This is a genomic window from Nostoc flagelliforme FACHB-838, assembly GCF_014698065.1.
GTDB lineage: Bacteria > Cyanobacteriota > Cyanobacteriia > Cyanobacteriales > Nostocaceae > Nostoc > Nostoc flagelliforme_B.
Genome location: NZ_JACJSI010000015.1, coordinates 80,753 through 98,998 on the forward strand (window position 1 = coordinate 80,753; position 18,246 = coordinate 98,998).

The window sequence follows — 18,246 nt, forward strand, 5'->3', positions numbered from 1 at the left end:
TTTATTTTATGGAAAAAACACTGTAGATTCACAATGTCTCAGTGTAATTTAAAGATTCTGTAAAATTTAAATTTTCGATTTTTTTATTGTTTCAATTTTATGTACAGTACCAATCGGTAGTAGTGACAAAAGCAGTATAAATAATTTGTAAAATCATGTCTATGTCCACACTACTAATGGTGTAAAAATTCCTGTAATAAAATAAGTTAGCCCTTGTGAGTAATCTTTATCTTTATTCAGTTAATTCCTCGCAAAAGCCTTCACACCCTTCAACATTAAGCGTCAGAAAACGATTAATTGACATTATGGGAGCTATTGTGGGGTTAATAATCACATTTATAGTAGCAATTCCCGTAGCAATTGCTACCTTTATTTATGAGCCAAATCCAATATTTTATTCTCAAATTCGCTGTGGTTTAAACGGAAAAACTTTCCGAATGTGGAAATTTCGCTCCATGATCGTTGATGCTGATAAACTCAAGCATTTGGTTCAAAATCAAGCAAAAGGTCATATCTTTAAATCTGTTGATGATCCTCGCATTACTCCTGTAGGTAAATTTTTGCGGCGTACTAGCTTAGACGAATTACCTCAATTTTGGAATGTTTTGTTAGGAGACATGAGTTTAGTTGGTACTCGTCCTCCTACTCCTGATGAAGTCAGCCATTACGATCTACACCACTGGGATAGATTGCGAGTCAAACCAGGTATTACTGGAGAATGGCAGGCCAATGGGCGTTCAACAATTACAGATTTTGAAACTATTGTCAAGATGGATATAGATTATCAACGCAAGTGGTCTGTAATTTATGACCTGGTTCTGATTATTAAAACTATCTGGGTGGTATTCAGAAAGACTGGTGCTTATTAAATTGGGCATAGAGAGATTTTTATCCCTTAACGCCGCTACCAGTTTCAGTGGGTACAATGTAACGTTGTAAAAATAGAAACAATAATAATACTGGCGCGATCGCAATTACTGAGCCAGCAGCTACCAATCGCCAATCAAGAGAAAATGTCCCTGCTAACTTGGCGACTCCCAAGGGAAGAGTGTATAAATTTTCGTCTTGGATGACAATTAAAGGCCATAAAAAGTCACTCCAAGCACCAATGAATACAAAAATAGCTAAAGTTACTAATGCTGGGCGAACTGCCGGTAACATAATATGCCACCACAAACCTAACTCCGAACTTCCGTCCATGCGGGCGGCTTCTTCTATTTCTTTGGGGACACTCATGAAAGCTTGGCGCAACAGAAAAATGCCAAAGGCAGAAGCTAAACTCGGAAAAATCATCCCTAAATAAGTATTTCTCAAACCCAACTGGACTGTCAAAATATAGAGAGGAATCATTACGATTTGAAAGGGAATCATAATCGTCGAGACGATCGCTACAAAAATCCCGTCTCGCCCCACAAACGACAATCTTGCCAAGGGATAGGCAGCCAAGGCGCAAAACAGTAGATTTAAGCCCACAGTCAGCACTGACACCAAAGTACTGTTATACAGGTATTGTCCAAAAGGTAGAGAGTTCCACACACTAAAGAAGTTATTTAGTGTTGGTTGACTGGGTAACAACTGTGGCGGTGTCTGAAAAATATTTTCCGTCGGCGATTTTAAGGCTGTACTAATTAGCCATAGTAAAGGAAAGAGCATCAACAGTGCGATCGCTCCCAACAGTGCATACATTAGTAAAATCTGCGATCGTGATTTTTTCAACTTCAGCATTTGATTAATAACTTTCCCAGTTCTCTAAATATTTATTACAACTTTCTTTATAACGCTACAACTTGCTTTCAATATTTTGCACTTGCTTAAATATTTGGAGTTTTTTCTTCATCATCCTGAATCCTTCAGCCTCTCTGAGTCAATCCGGTTTCCGTAGAAACAGCTTGTAGCGGTTTATCCCAAGGATCAATCGGTATTTGAGGTAAATAGGCAAAATCAAAGACAATTCCGATAGTTGTCTTTGCTTGCCACTGCGGTAAACTGAGCAAGCGATCGTAATATCCACCGCCATAACCCAAACGATATCCTTGATAGTCACAACCTACACTAGGGACGAGAATCAAATCTACTTCAGCAGCATCTAATAGGGGAGCATCGGGATGTGGTTCAGTAATGCCATAAGCGCCGCTTTGAACAGAATCGTTAGGTGTGTAAATATGCCAATAGATAGATTTATCAACGCAACGAGGAAATCCCCAACGATACTTAGTGTTTGCAAATAATGGACTGAGATCGGGTTCTTGGCGAAAGCTGAAATAAGCGAGTATTGTTTTTGCTTGGGTAAACAAAATAGAGTTTTGTAAATGAGAGCATAAGCGATCGCTTTTTTCTCTCCACTCTTGAGAAGACATTGATTGACGTGTATTGAGTAGAGTACGGCGTAGTTTTACTTTTTCCATGACAAATTTAATATACCTATGTGCAAAATAGAAACAACCCTTTAAACCTCGTCGATTCCGAAACCTAGAGTTTTTAAAGAGAGTATATTAATTCGCTCATAGTTTTGGTTGTAAATTTTACCCTCCTTACAAAGAAACTACGGTTTTCAAGATAGATAAGCTTTAATTGGAATTAAAATATTTTTCTGGTCAAGACTCATGTACAAGCAACTCAATCTTTGGGAAAACGGAGAAACTTTAGAACCTGCAACAGTTCAGTCGCAGATAACACCACAAAATTTAATCCTTCCTGATGGAGATCTGGTAATTTACCCTAATTTATTTGATACAACAGAAAGCGACCAGTTGTTCTACGAATTATATAACAATACCCATTGGAGACAAGATGCAATCAAGCTTTATGGAAAGTCTATACCTTTACCAAGGCTAACAGCATGGTATGGAGATAGGGGTACATCATATACTTACTCAGGAATAGAAATGAATCCTGAGCCTTGGACTAGTATCTTACTCCAAATTAAATCTAAAATTGAACCTTTGTCCAATGTAAAATTTAATAGCGTGTTACTAAACCTTTACCGTGATGGTAAAGATGGCGTGTCATGGCATAGCGATGACGAACCTGAACTTGGCAATAATACTGTGATTGGTTCTGTAAGTTTTGGAGATACACGCCGCTTCATGTTCAGACATAAATCCAAAAAATATGCAAGCCAAGAAGTTAACTTAACTCATGGAAGCTTTCTACTTATGAGAGGCACAACCCAGCAATTTTGGCAACATCAGATACCCAAAACATCTAAGCCAGTTAAGCCAAGAATCAACCTGACTTTCAGAGTAATCATCACCAGTACCTGAAATATTGCCTTAGAGCATTTCAGTTTTGTAAAAATATTTAGGAAAAAATCCGAAAAGCAGCAACTTTAGATTGTAGATAAATCTGTACCTACAAAAATTATATGCGCCTATGTCTTAAAAATTAGATACTATGCCATGTATAGTATCTAATTTGTTATTACGACGTAGTCAAAATCTTGTTCTCAAACAGTAGAGAGCCAGTTTCCACATCATGATAAATGTAATTATTTGGAAGTTACATTTATCAGATGGGGAAAACTAAATTTATTTATTTAAATATCGACTAAATTAGCGTTGTCATAAATTATTAATGTTTTGGTGCATTAGTTGAAGTACCAAAACAACGAAATTTTATAGATAAAAATACAAAAAATTGCCATGCGTAACTTTTGTAAAACTTTCATTTTGAATGCATATAGTAAAGTAAAATGTTTTATTTAGTTTTGCTCTACTCATTATGACAAAATTAAAGTTGCACATCGTCTACAATTTCATTCATAATTTGGCTATTTCCTATCAGGAAAAACCCAAAATCTGATGAGTATAAATCTGAGTTAATTCCTAAATAATTGTCTTCTTCTATAGCCATCCTATTTCAAAGTCGAATAGGGGGTTACTTTTAAGTGGGTTTTTTAATTTTGCTATTAAACTTGGAGCCTAAACATTATGGATGATATTTATAACCGTATTATTGCTGGAATTTGCGACAGAAATAGAATCAGTAGCGAAGTAAGTTTGAGACAATACTTAAGACATTTACAGCCACACGCTTTGAAACTATGGCAATCATATCGTAACGATAATGTCACGGTTGATTACACTGATTTTGATACCCAAGCTGCTTACTTGCTTCGTTATTATCCTCTTTATGCAGCAATGACTCGTCAGATTTTTGAAGACTTGAATCAAAATATTTTATTTTCTACACAACATATACAAGCTTGTTTTTTTGGAGCAGGCCCTGCACCTGAAACTGTGGGATTGATAACTTATTTGGAGGATAATTTTCCTTGTTTGTTGTCTGCTCAATTTAAAATATACGATATTGCCGCAGATTCCTGGAGACATAGCCGACGTATTACAAATAATTACTTGATAAAAGAGTATTTCCTAGGGTTGTGTAAATTAAATGCTTCGCCAATCGATTTGCTAGATATCAATACTTTTGAACCAATAGAATATGATATTACAAATAGTATGATATTTGTGTTTCAAAACTGCTTAAATGAAATGGGTAATGACTTAAATACATTCCTTAAAAATATAGGTTTTCTTGTAAGAAAAATGCCTAGAAGAAGTATTTTAATCATAGCCGATCAGAGTAATTATCGCTCTAGTAATAGACTAATGAATAGAATAGAGAGCTATATTCTGGCTATGAGGCAAGGAAATATTATGCGAAGTCACACCCAAGGAGGAATTACTTTTCAATCGAGAGATTTACTTCCACCGATTCCAGTGGTTATTAAAAAATATCTTCTTACTGGTGAACATGGCCTTATTCCTCGTCATTCAGTAGATTTTAATTATCTAGCTTTTAGAAAAAATGCTAAATAATTTTTATAAAATGTATTTTTGAATGTATTTCTAAAAGCAAATAGGGTGAGCATTGCTCACCCTAAATAAGTAATGATTATTCAGCGTATTGGCGATACCATTCAATGGTATTTTTTAGCCCTTCCTCAAAGCCCACATGAGCAGTGAAATTAAAGGCTTGCTTTGCCCGTTCAGTATCTAAACAACGGCGGGGTTGACCATTAGGCTTGTCGCTTTGCCAAACAATTTCACCCTTAAACTCCATCAATTTACAAATTAAAGTAATTAAATCAAAGATGGAGATTTCGTAACCCGTTCCCAAGTTAACTGGTTCTGATTCGTTATAGAATTGAGTCCCCATAACAATCCCCCGCGCTGCATCTTCTGAATAAAGAAACTCGCGTGTGGGACTGCCATCACCCCAAACTGGGAGTTGGTTTTCTCCCTTAATTTGGGCTTCGTGAACTTTGCGAATTAAGGCTGGAATGACGTGGGAACTTGCAGGGTCAAAGTTATCTTCTGGGCCATATAAATTTACTGGGAGTAGGTAAATCCCATTAAAACCGTATTGCTGGCGGTAAGATTGCAATTGAACTAAAAGCGCTTTTTTTGCAATTCCGTAAGGGGCGTTGGTTTCCTCTGGGTAGCCATTCCAAAGGTCATCTTCTTTGAATGGCACTGGGGTAAATTTAGGATAGGCGCAGATTGTGCCAACACAAACAAATTTTTCTACTCCAGCTTGGTAGGCAGCGTGAATTAGCTGGGTTCCCATGATCAAGTTATCATAAAACAACTCAGCGGGTTTTTCGCGGTTCAGACCGATACCACCGACATGAGCTGCTAAGTGAATAATTATGTCTTGCTGGTCAACCGCCCGTTGGCTATTTTCCCAAACACGCAAATCACAATCGCGCGATCGCACTATTGTAATCTTCTCACGATCAGCCCCTGCTTTACACAGTTGATCGATCACCTGACGACCTAGAAACCCCGACCCACCAGTGACGAGAATTCGTTGATTTTTTAGTTCTAAGGCGGTCATATTTTTATCCTCTGTGGTGCGAATCAGAAGTGCAAAGCGCCCAATTGTTGACGAATAGTTGCAATATCTAATGGAAATTGCGAACCATTTCCATTGGGTGAAGTGTGACCCAATGCTTGTAAGTCTGCTTCTACCATTAGGGAAACTAGTTCTTCAAAGGTCACTGATGGTGCCCAGCCCAAATTCTGCCGTGCTTTGCTAGAATCGCCAATCAGTAAATCTACCTCAGATGGGCGGAGGTAACGCTCATCAAACTCTACATAATCTTGCCAATTGAGATTCACATAATTAAATGCCAGTTCCAAAAATTCCCGTACCGAGTGGGTTTCGCCAGTAGCAATTACGTAATCGTCTGGCTGGTCTTTCTGCAACATCAACCACATTGCTTTAACGTAATCCTTCGCATAGCCCCAATCTCGTTTGGAATCTAGATTACCCATGTAAATCTTTTTCTGCTTACCAGCAACAATACCAGCCACGGCTCTAGTAATTTTCCGGGTTACAAAGGTTTCACCCCGCCGTGGGGACTCATGGTTAAAAAGTATACCGTTACAAGCAAACAAATCATAAGACTCACGATAATTTACAGTTTGCCAGTGGGCGTAAACTTTCGCACAGGCGTAGGGGCTGCGGGGATAAAAGGGCGTTGTCTCAGTTTGAGGTATTGCTTGTACTAAACCATACATTTCTGAAGAACCCGCCTGGTAAAATCTTACCTGAATTCCAGTACGACGCTGGTAGTCTCGAATTGCTTCCAACAGACGCAATGTCCCCATTCCTACAGCATCCACCGTATATTCTGGTGAATCAAAGCTAACTCTGACATGGGATTGAGCACCGAGGTTGTAAATCTCTACTGGCTTTACTTCTTCTAAAATACGTCGCAACGTCGTACCATCCGTCAAGTCTCCGTAGTGAAGAAATAACCGCACTCCCTCTTTGTGGGGGTCTTCGTAAATGTGATCAATGCGGTCTGTGTTGAAGGTAGAAGTGCGGCGAATGATGCCATGAACCTCATAACCTTGTTCCAACAAAAATTCACTTAGATATGAACCATCTTGACCAGTAATACCAGTAATTAAAGCTCGCTTCTGTTGCGTCATGCTCAATATATCCCTTATTTTCCTTGATTAAAAAGTTACAGGCAATCTGATACAACTTAGCAACTAATTGCTGAATTGCCTAATGGGAAACCTACGAGTTCTTGCTGTTATAAGACTTTTTCTGTAAATAAATATACGTAATAAAAAAATCATTTAACACGTAAGTATAACCTGAAATAGCTCAAGATTCCTTAATTATGTATATTTATTTTTTTACCAGAATAGATCAAGATTATTTTTGTGTACATTGTTTTTTTGTCAAAAATTTATTGATTTTATAAGGACTTAATAAATAAAATAGGTATTTTGTATTAGACTTCTGGCAACAATCCAAATCAGGGCAGAAAAAAGCACAGAGACATACCCAGAAAAGCCTGAGTTAAGTAGAAAAGAACAAGGCACAAATTATAGATAATTATACAAACAAAGATGAGCAATCACTTAGTATTAGGGTAATAATTAGTATTTAGGGGCATTAACTGCCCCACAGAATCGACCCTAAGTAATTTAATCAGTATGCCCCGTTGTTTTTGGGCAGAATGACCACATCAACAGTTTTCAAAATGATCCATAAATCAAGCCAGAAATTCCTAAATTTGACATAATGCAGGTCTATTTGGACTCGCCGAGGGTAGGGAATGTCATTACGTCCAGATACCTGCCACAAACCAGTAATTCCTGGACGGATTGTTAAAATCTCATCAATATGATAACCGTATTTTGGCAGTTCTTCTGTTACCAAGGGTCGGGGGCCGACTACACTCATGTCCCCTTTCAAAACGTTCCAGAACTGGGGAAATTCGTCTAAACTAGTAATTCGCAAAAATCGACCGATTTTGGTAATCCGGGGGTCTTGTTTTAGCTTAAAACTGCTCTCAAATTCTTGTCGCAATTCGGGCGATGTTTCCATCATTTGCATGAGGATTTCGTCCGCATTGCTTACCATTGTTCGGAATTTAATACAATTAAACGCTTTGTAATTTTTCCCTACCCGTTCCTGGACATAAAAAATCGGCCCTTCTGAGCTAAAGGCAATCAGCAAGGTCAAAATTAAGTAGACGGGGAAGAACAAAATTAATACCGACAGCGAAAACACGATATCAAACAGTCGTTTGGCAAACTCTCCGTTTAAACCCTGAAAGGATAAACCTTTGGGTTTAACTTTTGGCGTCTTTGTTTTTTGACCGCGTTTTAAGAAACGCGTAGACGCTCTGGTATCTTGCCTTACGCCTTGCTTGCCGGAGAGGAGTGAGCTCTGGGCAGTCATCATACTCCTTAATAATCCACACCACACATAGTCCCAATATTAAAGCCAAAATGAGGTGCTTCTGGTGAAAATTGCCAAAAGCCTAAAAAAATAAGACGTTAATCAAGACCATCATTGCAAAAATGGTCTTTTTCCGTTGCACTTGTTTACAAAATCTAAATAACGATCGGCAAAAATTTGCGGTGAGAACTGCTCGGCGTGCGATCGCATATACTCGGAACTGAACGAACCCTGATAAACTTCAAACTTTTCTACTGCCTCCACTAAAGCCGCCTCTGTTTGTGTCTTGAAAAATATACCTGTCCCTGTATCCACACAAGAGCGGATATCTCGCACACTTTCTAAAGCACCCCCTGCACCATAAGCAATTACCGGCGTGCCGCAAGCTTGTGCTTCCACTAAGGCAATACCAAAATCTTCACAAGCTGCATATACAAACGCCTTAGCCCTAGACATATATTTTTTTACCACATTATCGGGTTGCCAACCCAGTATTTGAATGTTGGAGTTTGCCATTTCGCTAATCTTGTTCATTTCATCTCCTGTACCAATGACTACTAATGGTCGTTTTAGTTGATTAAAAGCCTTGACAATCAAGGATATTTGCTTATAACTCACTAACCGGGAAACTGTCAGGTAAAAATCCTCTTTCTCAGAGAGAAACGGAAATTCAGTAATATTCACTGGTGGATAAATGACTGTTGCTTCTCGCCGATAGCAACGCCAAATCCGCCGGGCTGTATACTGCGAGTTGGCAATGAAGTAATCAACGCGATTGGCACTCAATACATCCCACTGCCGCAAACGATGTAATAAATATCGCGTTACCCACCCAGGTACGCCACTACCTAGTTTGCTGTGGCGCAGATAATCAAAGGTTAAGTCCCAGGCATAGCGCATAGGGCTGTGACAGTAGCAAATATGCATCTGTTCGGGAGTGGTAAGGATTCCTTTGGCAACAGCGTGAGATGAAGACAGAATTACATCATAATGCCGCAAATCAAGTTGTTCAATTGCCAAAGGCCACAAAGGCAAGTATTTTTGTACACCGTTGCGGGCATAAGGAAAGTTCTGGAGAAACGTCTTGCCAATCTGACGTTTATATAAATAACTTTCAGGATTGCTGGATTCAAAATCGATGAGAGCATACAAATCAGCATCAATGTGATTCAAAATTTCTCGGACAACGAGTTCTGAACCACCGGTGGCTTTGGGTGTCAGCCACTCATGAACCAGAGCATATTTCAAGGGCACAGCTAACTTGAATAAATGGAAAATACAAAGACCAACTTGATGACGTTAACTGAAAAGTTTCCCTTTGTGATTAATTTACGGGAAGCGCCCAGATTAGCACATAGGACGAATCTTTTCCTCTGAGGTTCCAGATGGATGCTGCAACCTGATAACCTCAGAATGGGGATTGAGGATTGGGGATTGGTGAATGGGGAATAACCAAATAGTTATTCTTCCCCTGCCTCCCCTGCTTTTTTACTCCCTTACTCCCCACTCCGTGAACGACAACTGATATAGAAAGGGTGAATTTATGCGAATTCTGATTATGGGTGGTACTCGGTTCATTGGTGTGTATTTGACTCAGCTACTAGTGGAACAAGGACACGAGGTGGTGCTGTTCAATCGTGGGAATCGACCTGCACCTTCTTTACAGGGAGTAGGACAAATTATAGGCGATCGCACTGATGCTACTCAATTAAAGGAAAAATTATCACAAGAAAACTTTGATGTTATTTTTGACAATAACGGGCGAGAACTGACAGATACTCAACCACTAGCAGAAATTTTTCAAGGCCGAGTGCAACATTTTGTGTATATGAGTTCTGCGGGGGTATATCTCAAATCTGACCAACTACCCCATGTCGAAGGAGATTTAGTAGATCCCAAAAGTCGCCATAAGGGTAAACATGAAACAGAAGCTTATCTAACTCAATTGGGATTACCTTTTACCTCTATTCGTCCTACTTATATTTACGGGCCTCGTAATTATAATGAGTTGGAAGGCTGGTTTTTTGACAGAATTGTGCGCGATCGCCCCATTCCCATCCCCGGAAATGGCTTGCATATCACCCAGTTAGGTCATGTAAAAGACTTGGCACTAGCTATGACTCAGGTTTTGGGCAATAAACAAGCTATAGGACAGATTTATAATATCTCTGGTGATCGCTTTCTCACTTTTGATGGTTTAGCCCGTGCCAGTGCTGTAGCGGCTGGCAAATCACCCGATGCTGTAAAAATCGTCCATTACGACCCGAAAAAGTTTGATTTTGGCAAACGCAAAGCTTTTCCGATGCGGGTGCAGCATTTCTTTGCTTCGGTGAATAAAGCACAAACAGAATTAAATTGGCATCCTGAATATAATTTGATTTCTGGGTTACAAGACTCTCTGAAAAATGACTATTTAGCTAATGCAAAAGATAAAGCTGATGTTGATTTCTCTGTAGATGAGGAGATTTTACAAGCGTTGTGATTAACCAGGGCGAATAGAATTCGAGGCTACACAGGCTTTCGTCCGCCTCCGCGGACTAAGGTCAAATTAAGGGTTTGAAACCCACAGAGGTGGGTTTTGTTTCGTGTAGACGCGGTTTCTAACCGTCTGTTTTGCCTTAAGTTGACACCAATAATTGCTGATGCGATCGCAGCATCATAACTCATCAGGGTTAACGCCTAACTCTCGCAGTTGTGCTGCTAATCTGTTAGCACGTTGACTTTCTCGTTCTAGCGGCGTGGGAAGCCAATTCCCGGATGCATCATACCAACGTAGCCACAATCGCTCAATTCCTTGGTAAGAACCTTGCCAAAGTCCTAAACCTAGTTCCAAACCCGGCATCCATACCCGTGGAGTACTCAAGTCCAATTCGCTATAACTATCTGCAACTAATTGAAATACTTGGAGTTTGTCAGTGTAGCGGTCAAACACAATGTAGTAAGGAACTCGCAAAATCCGCTCATAAACTTCCCATTTGGTCGGCGGTTGGTTAATCTCCCGTAGAGTTTGTCCTAAGTCTTCTTTTTCAGTGCCAGGAGAAAGCAATTCTACCACTACAAAAGGGGCAACCCCTTCTTGCCAGATAACATAACTCAGACGCAAGTTTTGTTGTTCGTAGAGACCTGGCAACAAATACTTCCTCTGCTGGATAGTTTGGTGGATAGAAGGTTTCGCGCAGAAGCTGGGGCTGAAAAAGGTGAAATTCGTCAGGCAAACCAGAGTCCTCGGGGTATTCACTGGGAAGATCATACATGGTTGGTAGGACTTCTTTGGGAGAGAGAGGTGGGTCTGTTTGGTACATAAGGAGAATCTTGACCGACTAATTTTAAGTTAACGGATCGTTGTAAAGGTTTGGCGAAAATCAAAATCAAAAATATTTTCTTCTACTTGGGAAAGACGCGAGAAATTGCGTCTTTAGTTTTTACTGGAATAGGAATAACAATTTTTTTATCAAGGAAGGCAAACCTTTTTTAGAATTGCCTGAAGGCTACTAAAATTAGTTTCTGTAAATATTATTGGTGGTTGATAAGATGAGCCAGGTTTTACAATATCTACTCCAGAATGTTCTAGAAGCTCGTGCGCGTTTAGGTGAAGGCCCCATCTGGGATTCTACCCAAAACGTAATTTACTGGGTTGATATCTACAACCATCGTGTACATAAGTTCAATCCTGCTACAGGGAAAGACTTGTTTTTTGATGTGGGAGAAGTCGTAGGTGCGATCGCAACAGCAGGTAAAGATAGATTAATTATGGCACTGCGTCATCACTTGGCATTCCTCAACACCCAGACAGGTGAAGTTACACCCATTTTGGAGATTGAAGTAAATCTGCCAGATAACCGTTTTAATGATGGCAAATGTGACCCCCAAGGCCGCTTTTGGTTCGGCTCAATGTGTTCTTTAGAAAAACCCCAGGCTAGTCTCTATCGTTATGATGCTGATGGTTCATTGCATTTGATGGAAACGGGATTGACTATCTCTAATGGTCTGGGGTGGAGTCCCGATCAAAAAACGTTTTATTTGAGTGATTCTCCTCAACAAAAAATATATGCTTACGACTTTAATTCACTAACAGGTAACATTACTAATCGCCGGATTTTTGTTGATTTAACTCATGAATCGTTTTACCCAGATGGGTTAACGATAGATAACCAAGGAAATATTTGGTCAGCCATGTGGGATGGATGGTGTGTGATTCGTTTCAACCCCAAGGGTGAAGAGATATTGCGGATAAAACTACCTGTTCCACTCGTAACGAGTTGCACTTTTGGCGGCGAAGATTTGCAAACACTATACATTACCACTGCTTCAGTTGGACTCAGCCAGAGGGAGATTGAAAAAAGTTTCTACTCAGGTGATTTGTTTGCTCTCCAAACTGATGTTACTGGATTACCTAGCTATGGTTTTGAGAAATAAAGTAGTATATGTGTGCAAGTGAAGTAGATTGAGGGTTTAAGTTTAAACGCATAGGCGCTTCTCTACGAGACGCTACGCGAACGCCTTCCCGCAGGGTAGGGGCGCAGAGTATAGCGCAGAGGAACGCAAAGTTTTTTTGAGTCACTTTGTACCTAACGGTGTATTTTCACTAGTCGGGTTTTGTGGTAATAAGTAAATCGCTCCAGATATTAAAGTCAAGGTGACAGAAACCCAAAAAGCAATCAGAGAGCGAGTTTGCCACACTTCAGGTAGTGGTGCAATCAGAAGTGCGATCGCAACTATTTGACTAACAGTTTTGAGTTTACCCCAAATATTCGCTCCGGTAATTGTCGTTTGATTCACCCGCCAACCAGCGATCGCTAATTCCCGCGCTAAAATCAAAAACACTCCCCAAGCTGGGACTTTTCCTAGTTCAATAAAAACCAGCAACGGCGCAAGTACTAGAAATTTATCTACTAAAGGGTCAAGAAACTTACCCAAGTCGCTGATTTGGTTGAGTTTTCGCGCTAAATAACCATCTAACCAATCAGTTAACGCCGCAACAATAAAAATCGCCAAGCATATCCACCTAGCTTGTGGTATGGGATTGTATAAGCCATAAAGCAGAAATGGTACACCCAGAAGGCGAGAGAAGGTAATCCAGTTGGGTAGAGTCATGGGAAATTAAAAATTAACAACTGTAAAGCAACAAACAGCCAAGCAAATATGCAAAATATATGCAGATTAGTGTATCTGAGTGTACCTGCGTGGGAAAATCTGTTTTCTGTAGCTCTCCTAAAACAATACTATGACTGAACACACAGACTCCCAATTCCGCGTTGAAAGCGATTCGATGGGCGATCGCCAAATTGCTAGTAGCGTTTATTACGGCATCCAAACACTACGAGCAATCGAAAACTTTCCCATTAGCGGCATTAAGCCTTTAGCTACTTACGTAGATGCAGGATTAATAATTAAAAAAGCTACAGCAATTGTCAATGGAGAACTAAATTGCATTCCCCAAGATATTAGTCAGGCGATTGTGCAAGCAACTGATGAAATCTTAGCTGGGAAGTTCCGTGATCAATTTGTCGTGGATGTTTATCAGGCTGGTGCGGGAACATCCCACCACATGAATATCAACGAAGTTCTCGCAAATCGCGCCTTAGAAATTCTGGGTGAAGAAAAGGGCAATTATAAACGTGTTAGTCCCAATGATCACGTTAATTATGGACAGTCTACCAATGATGTGATTCCTACCGCAATTCGCATTGGTGGATTATTGGCATTATCCAAGACATTACACCCAGCAATAGATAGTGCGATCGCATCCTTAGAAAACAAAGCTGTAGAATTTCAAGATATCGTCAAATCTGGCAGAACCCACTTACAAGATGCTGTACCCGTGCGCTTGGGTGAAAATTTTCGCGCTTGGGCACAAATTCTTACAGAACACCAAAACCGGATTTATACCGCGTCTGGGGATTTAATGGTGCTGGGTTTGGGAGGTAGTGCAGCGGGAACGGGGTTAAATACTCATCCTCTATATCGCGCCCGTATAATAGAAGTTCTTTCAGAATTGATTGATACTCCTTTAGAACCTGCGCCCCATCTCATGGCAGCCATGCAAAGTATGGCTCCATTTGTGAATGTTTCCGGTGCTTTACGCAACTTAGCCCAGGATTTAGTCAAAATATCTCACGACTTGCGTTTGATGGATTCGGGGCCAAAAACTGGTTTGAAAGAAATTCAACTGCCTCCAGTGCAACCCGGTTCCTCGATTATGCCAGGGAAATATAACCCCGTGATGGCAGAGATGACATCAATGGTGTGTTTTCAGGTGATGGGTTACGACAGTGCGATCGCATTAGCCGCCCAAGCCGGACAATTAGAATTAAATGTGATGATGCCGCTAATTGCCTATAACTTGATTCACAGTATCGAAATTCTAGGTAATACCATCGCCGCACTTACCGAACGCTGTATTGAGGGAATAACTGCTAATAAAGAACGTTGTTTAGCTTATGCCGAAGGCAGTTTAGCTTTAGTAACAGCACTAAATACCCACATCGGTTATTTAAATGCTGCTGCTGTAGCTAAAGAATCTTTAGAAACTGGTAAATCCCTACGACAGATTGTTCTAGAACGCGGATTGATGAGTGAAACAGACTTAGCTACAGTGTTAAATCTAGAACAAATGAGTGGTATCTTACCGCTCAGAACAGAATAATAGATTATAGGGCATGGGGCATTGAAAAGAGGCAGAGGGGCGGGGTGCAGAGGGCAGAGGGAAATGAAGAAGCAGGGGAGTAGCGGGAAAAGGGGAAACTTTCTCCCCTGTCCCAATTCCTCTTTTCCTTATCCCCTGCCCCCTGCCCCTTGCCCCCTGCTTTTTCCCACTCCCCACTCTCCACTCCCTCTATCCCCATTTATCCATGCAGACTCAAAAACCATCTGTTAGTCTCATTCGGGCTACATCCTACGAACGAGAAGCCTTACGAGAATCCTTAGTTATTCTCCTGGAACCTTTTGGAGGTATGGCAGCATTTGTAAAAAAAGGCGATCGCGTTTTACTCAAACCGAATCTACTTACAGGGTCGCGTCCTGGTAAAGAGTGTATCACCCGTGCCGAACTAGTTTATCAAGTTGCCCAGATGGTAATTGAGGTTGGCGGTGAGCCATTTTTAGGCGATAGTCCTGCTTTTGGTAGTGCCAAGGGCGTAGCAGTGGCAAATGGCTACTTACCGATTTTAGAAGAACTCAATCTTCCCATCATCGATTTTCAGGGTCAGCGTTACCAAACCATTAGTGACAATTTTAACCATCTGCGGCTATCTAAAGAAGCAATGGAAGCAGATGTGGTGATTAACCTACCTAAAGTGAAATCACACATGCAGTTGACATTAACACTGGGTGTAAAAAACTTGTTTGGTTGCGTCCCAGGTAAAATGAAAGCTTGGTGGCACATGGAAGCTGGAAAAGATGCGAACAGATTTGGTGAAATGTTAGTAGAAACTGCCAGAGCAATTAACCCTAACTTAACCATATTAGATGGCATTATTGGTCATGAAGGTAATGGCCCCAGCAACGGTGAACCTCGTCAACTGGGCATTTTAGCAGCCGCATCAGATATATTTGCCTTAGATCGGGCAATGATAGAAATCCTCAATGTTCCTCCTGAACAAGTACCTACAGTTGCAGCTTCTCAAAGGCTAGGGGTATGTCCAGAACTTGCTGACATAGAATTTCCGCATTTAAATCCTGACTTATTAAAAATAGAAGATTGGCGACTACCAGACAAGTTAATGCCCATTGATTTTGGTATGCCCCGCGTCATTAAGTCTACGTTTAAGCATCTTTACACCCGATTTATCAAAGAACCAATGAGTGTTTATGGAAAGTAGAGACGCGATTAATCACGTCTGTAAGGAGTGAGAGAGATGAGGGCGACAAGGAGAATAACCATGCCCAATCCCCAATCCCCAATTTAGTGCAAACTTCGTTACAGCAATTTCATTTATTAGCAGAGTAATCTGTAATTACCCTCCGATTGCTTAACAAGACCGCCCTATGATAGTTAGTGGCGGTTTTTTTAGTTAATTAATTTGTTATGTAAGATACAATTTGTTGTATTCTATCTGGATTGATCCAAAAAATTATACGGATTTAGAATTTGGAAATTGAGATTGGGTATTTGATTCAAATATGAGCAAAGTCTGGCGATAACACTCTACACATACACACCATTCTCTAAAACATTTTTTACTCTATCTATATATAGATTGACAAAATTACTGTGATATTAAACAGATTTGAAAATTACAATTCTTAAATATTTGTTTAGTGTTATCACTGAATTCATGCTGCACAGACCAGTTACTGTATCTGTATTTATTCGGTAGTTATGATTGGTTACAAAAATCATTACTAGCCATTTCTTCTTGATCGCCAAATATTTGTGTGTATAACTACCGTATAACAATAAAAGCACTGGTAGATATTCAGTGCAATTGCGGTTTTGTGTCCTGTATCACAAATTAGCAATTTTAGTAAAATAACCTTATCAAAGGCTTTACAGAATGATATAATCATGAAGTATCAAACGAGTACATTTCGCTAAATAATCTTTAAGCAGCGAAAAAATGTAATTTATGATGCTATTAAAATTGGCTTTACGCATTAGAGTCGTCACACCATACAGGGAAACATCTGAAAATATTAATCACAAAATAAAACATGATTTGTTTACTTGTAGCTTGGTATTAATAATTTCATGTATAAAAACGCTCTTTTGACAGTTGCAAAACTGGTTTAGCTTGTGAAATGCTACACATTCTAGAGTTTAAAAATAGCTAAAATAGCATCAACACTCTCATTGAGAGAGTAGACCTATACAGTGTTACGAAAAACTTCAATTTTGTATGAATTCAAATAGCCAGTCTGCCAATGCCGACACATATTCCCAACGTTTGGCAGACATTGTGGGAACTGCGATCGCTCTGTTAACTCTTATCCTACCTGTATTTGTCATCGCCCATTATTCTTCAGCTAATGTTGAAAATAACCAGCAACCCCTGATCCAAAACCTACAAGGAAGTAAAGATTGATAAAGCTTTCTAGTAGCCTCTCCCTAATAGGAGAACTGTAAGAAACGAGAAAAGTGATTTTGATGCAATCTCTATAGATTTTGGATCGACTTCATCAGGAATAAGCTGAATCTGTGTTGTGTGACTCCAGATTTAAGTTGTCTTGACACAATAAGGGTGAAAAATCCCCATAACAGTAATTAAGGGCGGAGGATATCCATAATATCCTCTTGGAAAAAGCGTTGCGAGGAAGCTTGCAACGCTTTTTCTATTTTTTGGCTACTAATTCAAGCCAATAGGGTACAGCTTAAAGTTTCGTTCCCAGTCCCCTAACGTAGAACGAGTACCTTGGGAAGAGAGCCATATTGCCCTAAAATTCTACACGGGGAGCGAAGCTGACTGAGTATCCCCATGATTCAGTTATCAGAGGAGTTTTTTGTGGACTTATCTCGTATTCCAGCCCAACCGAAACCCGGTCTAATCAACGTTCTGGTTGAAATTGTTGGCGGAAGTAAAAATAAATACGAATACGACAAGGAACTAGAAGCTTTTGCTCTAGACCGAGTACTTTATTCCTCGGTAAAATATCCTTATGATTACGGCTTTGTACCAAATACTTTGGCTGATGATGGCGATCCCCTAGATGGTATGGTCATAATTGACGAGCCAACCTTTCCAGGCTGTGTGATTGCCGCACGACCGATTGGCTTTTTGGAGATGATTGACGGTGGCGATCGCGATGAAAAAATCCTTTGTGTTCCTGACAAAGATCCGCGCTACACTCAGGTCAAATCCTTGAATGACATAGCGCCACACCGCTTAGATGAAATTGCCGAATTTTTCCGTAGTTATAAAAATCTGGAAAAAAAGGTGACTGAAATTCTTGGTTGGCAAGATGTAGACAAGGTTGCAGCTTTAGTAGAAAAATCCGTCAAAGCTTATAGAGGATAATAGAGGAGTTAAAGAGTTAAAAGTTAGGAGTTAAGAGTTATGAATTTTTATTTCTTACTCCTCACTCCTAACTTTTATAACT

General features: G+C 40.0%; 17 protein-coding genes and 1 pseudogene. 9 read left to right on the plus strand and 9 right to left on the minus strand.

Features of this window, described 5'->3' with window-relative positions; all coding sequences use genetic code 11:
* Positions 1-215: 215 nt before the first annotated feature.
* The gene (locus H6G97_RS10680; protein WP_190940586.1) at positions 216-869 is read left to right on the plus strand and encodes a sugar transferase; all 654 of its coding nucleotides are present in this window, start codon (positions 216-218) and stop codon (positions 867-869) included.
* Positions 870-888: 19 nt separating this feature from the next.
* Here H6G97_RS10680 and H6G97_RS10685 read toward each other — a convergent pair whose 3' ends face one another.
* Positions 889-1,725 (minus strand): carbohydrate ABC transporter permease, encoded by an 837-nt coding sequence (locus H6G97_RS10685; RefSeq protein ID WP_190940587.1) that lies wholly within the window; start codon positions 1,723-1,725, stop codon positions 889-891.
* A 125-nt stretch (positions 1,726-1,850) separates the two neighbouring features.
* Positions 1,851-2,405 carry a 5-formyltetrahydrofolate cyclo-ligase gene (locus H6G97_RS10690; RefSeq protein WP_190940588.1) on the minus strand — a complete coding sequence of 185 codons (555 nt, stop codon included), beginning with the start codon at positions 2,403-2,405 and terminating at the stop codon, positions 1,851-1,853.
* Positions 2,406-2,603: 198 nt separating this feature from the next.
* Here H6G97_RS10690 and H6G97_RS10695 point away from each other — a divergent pair, with 198 nt between their 5' ends.
* Both H6G97_RS10695 and H6G97_RS10700 read left to right on the plus strand, forming a co-directional pair.
* The gene (locus tag H6G97_RS10695) at positions 2,604-3,263 is read left to right on the plus strand and encodes an alpha-ketoglutarate-dependent dioxygenase AlkB family protein (RefSeq protein WP_190940589.1); all 660 of its coding nucleotides are present in this window, start codon (positions 2,604-2,606) and stop codon (positions 3,261-3,263) included.
* Positions 3,264-3,929: 666 nt separating this feature from the next.
* Complete coding sequence (locus H6G97_RS10700; RefSeq protein ID WP_190940590.1) at positions 3,930-4,820, plus strand: hypothetical protein; 891 nt, start codon at positions 3,930-3,932, stop codon at positions 4,818-4,820.
* A 76-nt stretch (positions 4,821-4,896) separates the two neighbouring features.
* Here the strand turns inward: H6G97_RS10700 and H6G97_RS10705 are convergent, their stop codons facing one another.
* The 4 genes from H6G97_RS10705 to H6G97_RS10720 form a co-directional block, all read right to left on the minus strand.
* Complete coding sequence (locus H6G97_RS10705; protein WP_190940591.1) at positions 4,897-5,841, minus strand: GDP-L-fucose synthase family protein; 945 nt, start codon at positions 5,839-5,841, stop codon at positions 4,897-4,899.
* Between the two features lie 23 nt (positions 5,842-5,864).
* Positions 5,865-6,944, minus strand: coding sequence for a GDP-mannose 4,6-dehydratase (gmd, locus tag H6G97_RS10710; protein WP_190940592.1), 1,080 nt, complete (start codon positions 6,942-6,944; stop codon positions 5,865-5,867).
* Between the two features lie 511 nt (positions 6,945-7,455).
* Positions 7,456-8,211 (minus strand): undecaprenyl-phosphate galactose phosphotransferase family protein, encoded by a 756-nt coding sequence (locus H6G97_RS10715; RefSeq protein ID WP_190940618.1) that lies wholly within the window; start codon positions 8,209-8,211, stop codon positions 7,456-7,458.
* Positions 8,212-8,322: 111 nt separating this feature from the next.
* A complete protein-coding gene (locus H6G97_RS10720; protein WP_190940593.1) occupies positions 8,323-9,465 on the minus strand; it encodes a glycosyltransferase in 1,143 nt (380 codons plus the stop codon).
* A gap of 289 nt (positions 9,466-9,754) precedes the next feature.
* On the opposite strand from H6G97_RS10720, the gene H6G97_RS10725 reads away from it, so the two are divergent.
* Entirely contained in the window at positions 9,755-10,693 is a 939-nt protein-coding gene (locus H6G97_RS10725) for an NAD-dependent epimerase/dehydratase family protein (RefSeq protein ID WP_190940594.1), read from the plus strand.
* A 26-nt stretch (positions 10,694-10,719) separates the two neighbouring features.
* Here the strand turns inward: H6G97_RS10725 and H6G97_RS10730 are convergent, their stop codons facing one another.
* A complete protein-coding gene (locus tag H6G97_RS10730) occupies positions 10,720-10,878 on the minus strand; it encodes a hypothetical protein (protein ID WP_190940595.1) in 159 nt (52 codons plus the stop codon).
* A pseudogene (locus H6G97_RS10735) lies at positions 10,868-11,513 on the minus strand (Uma2 family endonuclease). The gene H6G97_RS10730 and the pseudogene H6G97_RS10735 overlap by 11 nt, the downstream one beginning before the upstream one ends.
* Before the next feature lie 229 nt (positions 11,514-11,742).
* On the opposite strand from H6G97_RS10735, the gene H6G97_RS10740 reads away from it, so the two are divergent.
* Entirely contained in the window at positions 11,743-12,627 is an 885-nt protein-coding gene (locus H6G97_RS10740; protein ID WP_190940596.1) for an SMP-30/gluconolactonase/LRE family protein, read from the plus strand.
* A 141-nt stretch (positions 12,628-12,768) separates the two neighbouring features.
* On the opposite strand, the gene pgsA is transcribed toward H6G97_RS10740, so the two are convergent.
* Complete coding sequence (gene pgsA, locus H6G97_RS10745; protein WP_190940597.1) at positions 12,769-13,305, minus strand: CDP-diacylglycerol--glycerol-3-phosphate 3-phosphatidyltransferase; 537 nt, start codon at positions 13,303-13,305, stop codon at positions 12,769-12,771.
* A 130-nt stretch (positions 13,306-13,435) separates the two neighbouring features.
* Here pgsA and H6G97_RS10750 point away from each other — a divergent pair, with 130 nt between their 5' ends.
* The 4 genes from H6G97_RS10750 (at position 13,436) to H6G97_RS10765 (ending at position 18,164) form a co-directional block, all read left to right on the plus strand.
* On the plus strand, positions 13,436-14,857 hold the full coding sequence (locus H6G97_RS10750) for an aspartate ammonia-lyase (protein ID WP_190940598.1): 1,422 nt from the start codon (positions 13,436-13,438) through the stop codon (positions 14,855-14,857).
* A 205-nt stretch (positions 14,858-15,062) separates the two neighbouring features.
* On the plus strand, positions 15,063-16,031 hold the full coding sequence (locus tag H6G97_RS10755; protein WP_190940599.1) for an Npun_F2552 family protein: 969 nt from the start codon (positions 15,063-15,065) through the stop codon (positions 16,029-16,031).
* 1,017 nt (positions 16,032-17,048) lie between these two features.
* Positions 17,049-17,234, plus strand: a complete 186-nt coding sequence (locus H6G97_RS10760; RefSeq protein ID WP_190940600.1) for a TLTLP motif-containing protein — start codon at positions 17,049-17,051, stop codon at positions 17,232-17,234.
* Positions 17,235-17,651: 417 nt separating this feature from the next.
* The gene (locus H6G97_RS10765; protein ID WP_190940619.1) at positions 17,652-18,164 is read left to right on the plus strand and encodes an inorganic diphosphatase; all 513 of its coding nucleotides are present in this window, start codon (positions 17,652-17,654) and stop codon (positions 18,162-18,164) included.
* Positions 18,165-18,246: the final 82 nt, after the last annotated feature.

Coding starts and splice junctions, on each gene's coding strand:
- H6G97_RS10740 (WP_190940596.1), top strand. CDS start 11,743: ATGAGCCAGGTTTTACAATATCTACTCCAGAATGTTCTAGAAGCTCGT.
- pgsA (WP_190940597.1), bottom strand. CDS start 13,305: ATGACTCTACCCAACTGGATTACCTTCTCTCGCCTTCTGGGTGTACCA.
- H6G97_RS10725 (WP_190940594.1), top strand. CDS start 9,755: ATGCGAATTCTGATTATGGGTGGTACTCGGTTCATTGGTGTGTATTTG.
- H6G97_RS10685 (WP_190940587.1), bottom strand. CDS start 1,725: ATGCTGAAGTTGAAAAAATCACGATCGCAGATTTTACTAATGTATGCA.
- H6G97_RS10730 (WP_190940595.1), bottom strand. CDS start 10,878: ATGAGTTATGATGCTGCGATCGCATCAGCAATTATTGGTGTCAACTTA.
- H6G97_RS10760 (WP_190940600.1), top strand. CDS start 17,049: ATGAATTCAAATAGCCAGTCTGCCAATGCCGACACATATTCCCAACGT.
- H6G97_RS10715 (WP_190940618.1), bottom strand. CDS start 8,211: ATGACTGCCCAGAGCTCACTCCTCTCCGGCAAGCAAGGCGTAAGGCAA.
- H6G97_RS10750 (WP_190940598.1), top strand. CDS start 13,436: ATGACTGAACACACAGACTCCCAATTCCGCGTTGAAAGCGATTCGATG.
- H6G97_RS10700 (WP_190940590.1), top strand. CDS start 3,930: ATGGATGATATTTATAACCGTATTATTGCTGGAATTTGCGACAGAAAT.
- H6G97_RS10705 (WP_190940591.1), bottom strand. CDS start 5,841: ATGACCGCCTTAGAACTAAAAAATCAACGAATTCTCGTCACTGGTGGG.
- H6G97_RS10690 (WP_190940588.1), bottom strand. CDS start 2,405: ATGGAAAAAGTAAAACTACGCCGTACTCTACTCAATACACGTCAATCA.
- gmd (WP_190940592.1), bottom strand. CDS start 6,944: ATGACGCAACAGAAGCGAGCTTTAATTACTGGTATTACTGGTCAAGAT.
- H6G97_RS10695 (WP_190940589.1), top strand. CDS start 2,604: ATGTACAAGCAACTCAATCTTTGGGAAAACGGAGAAACTTTAGAACCT.
- H6G97_RS10755 (WP_190940599.1), top strand. CDS start 15,063: ATGCAGACTCAAAAACCATCTGTTAGTCTCATTCGGGCTACATCCTAC.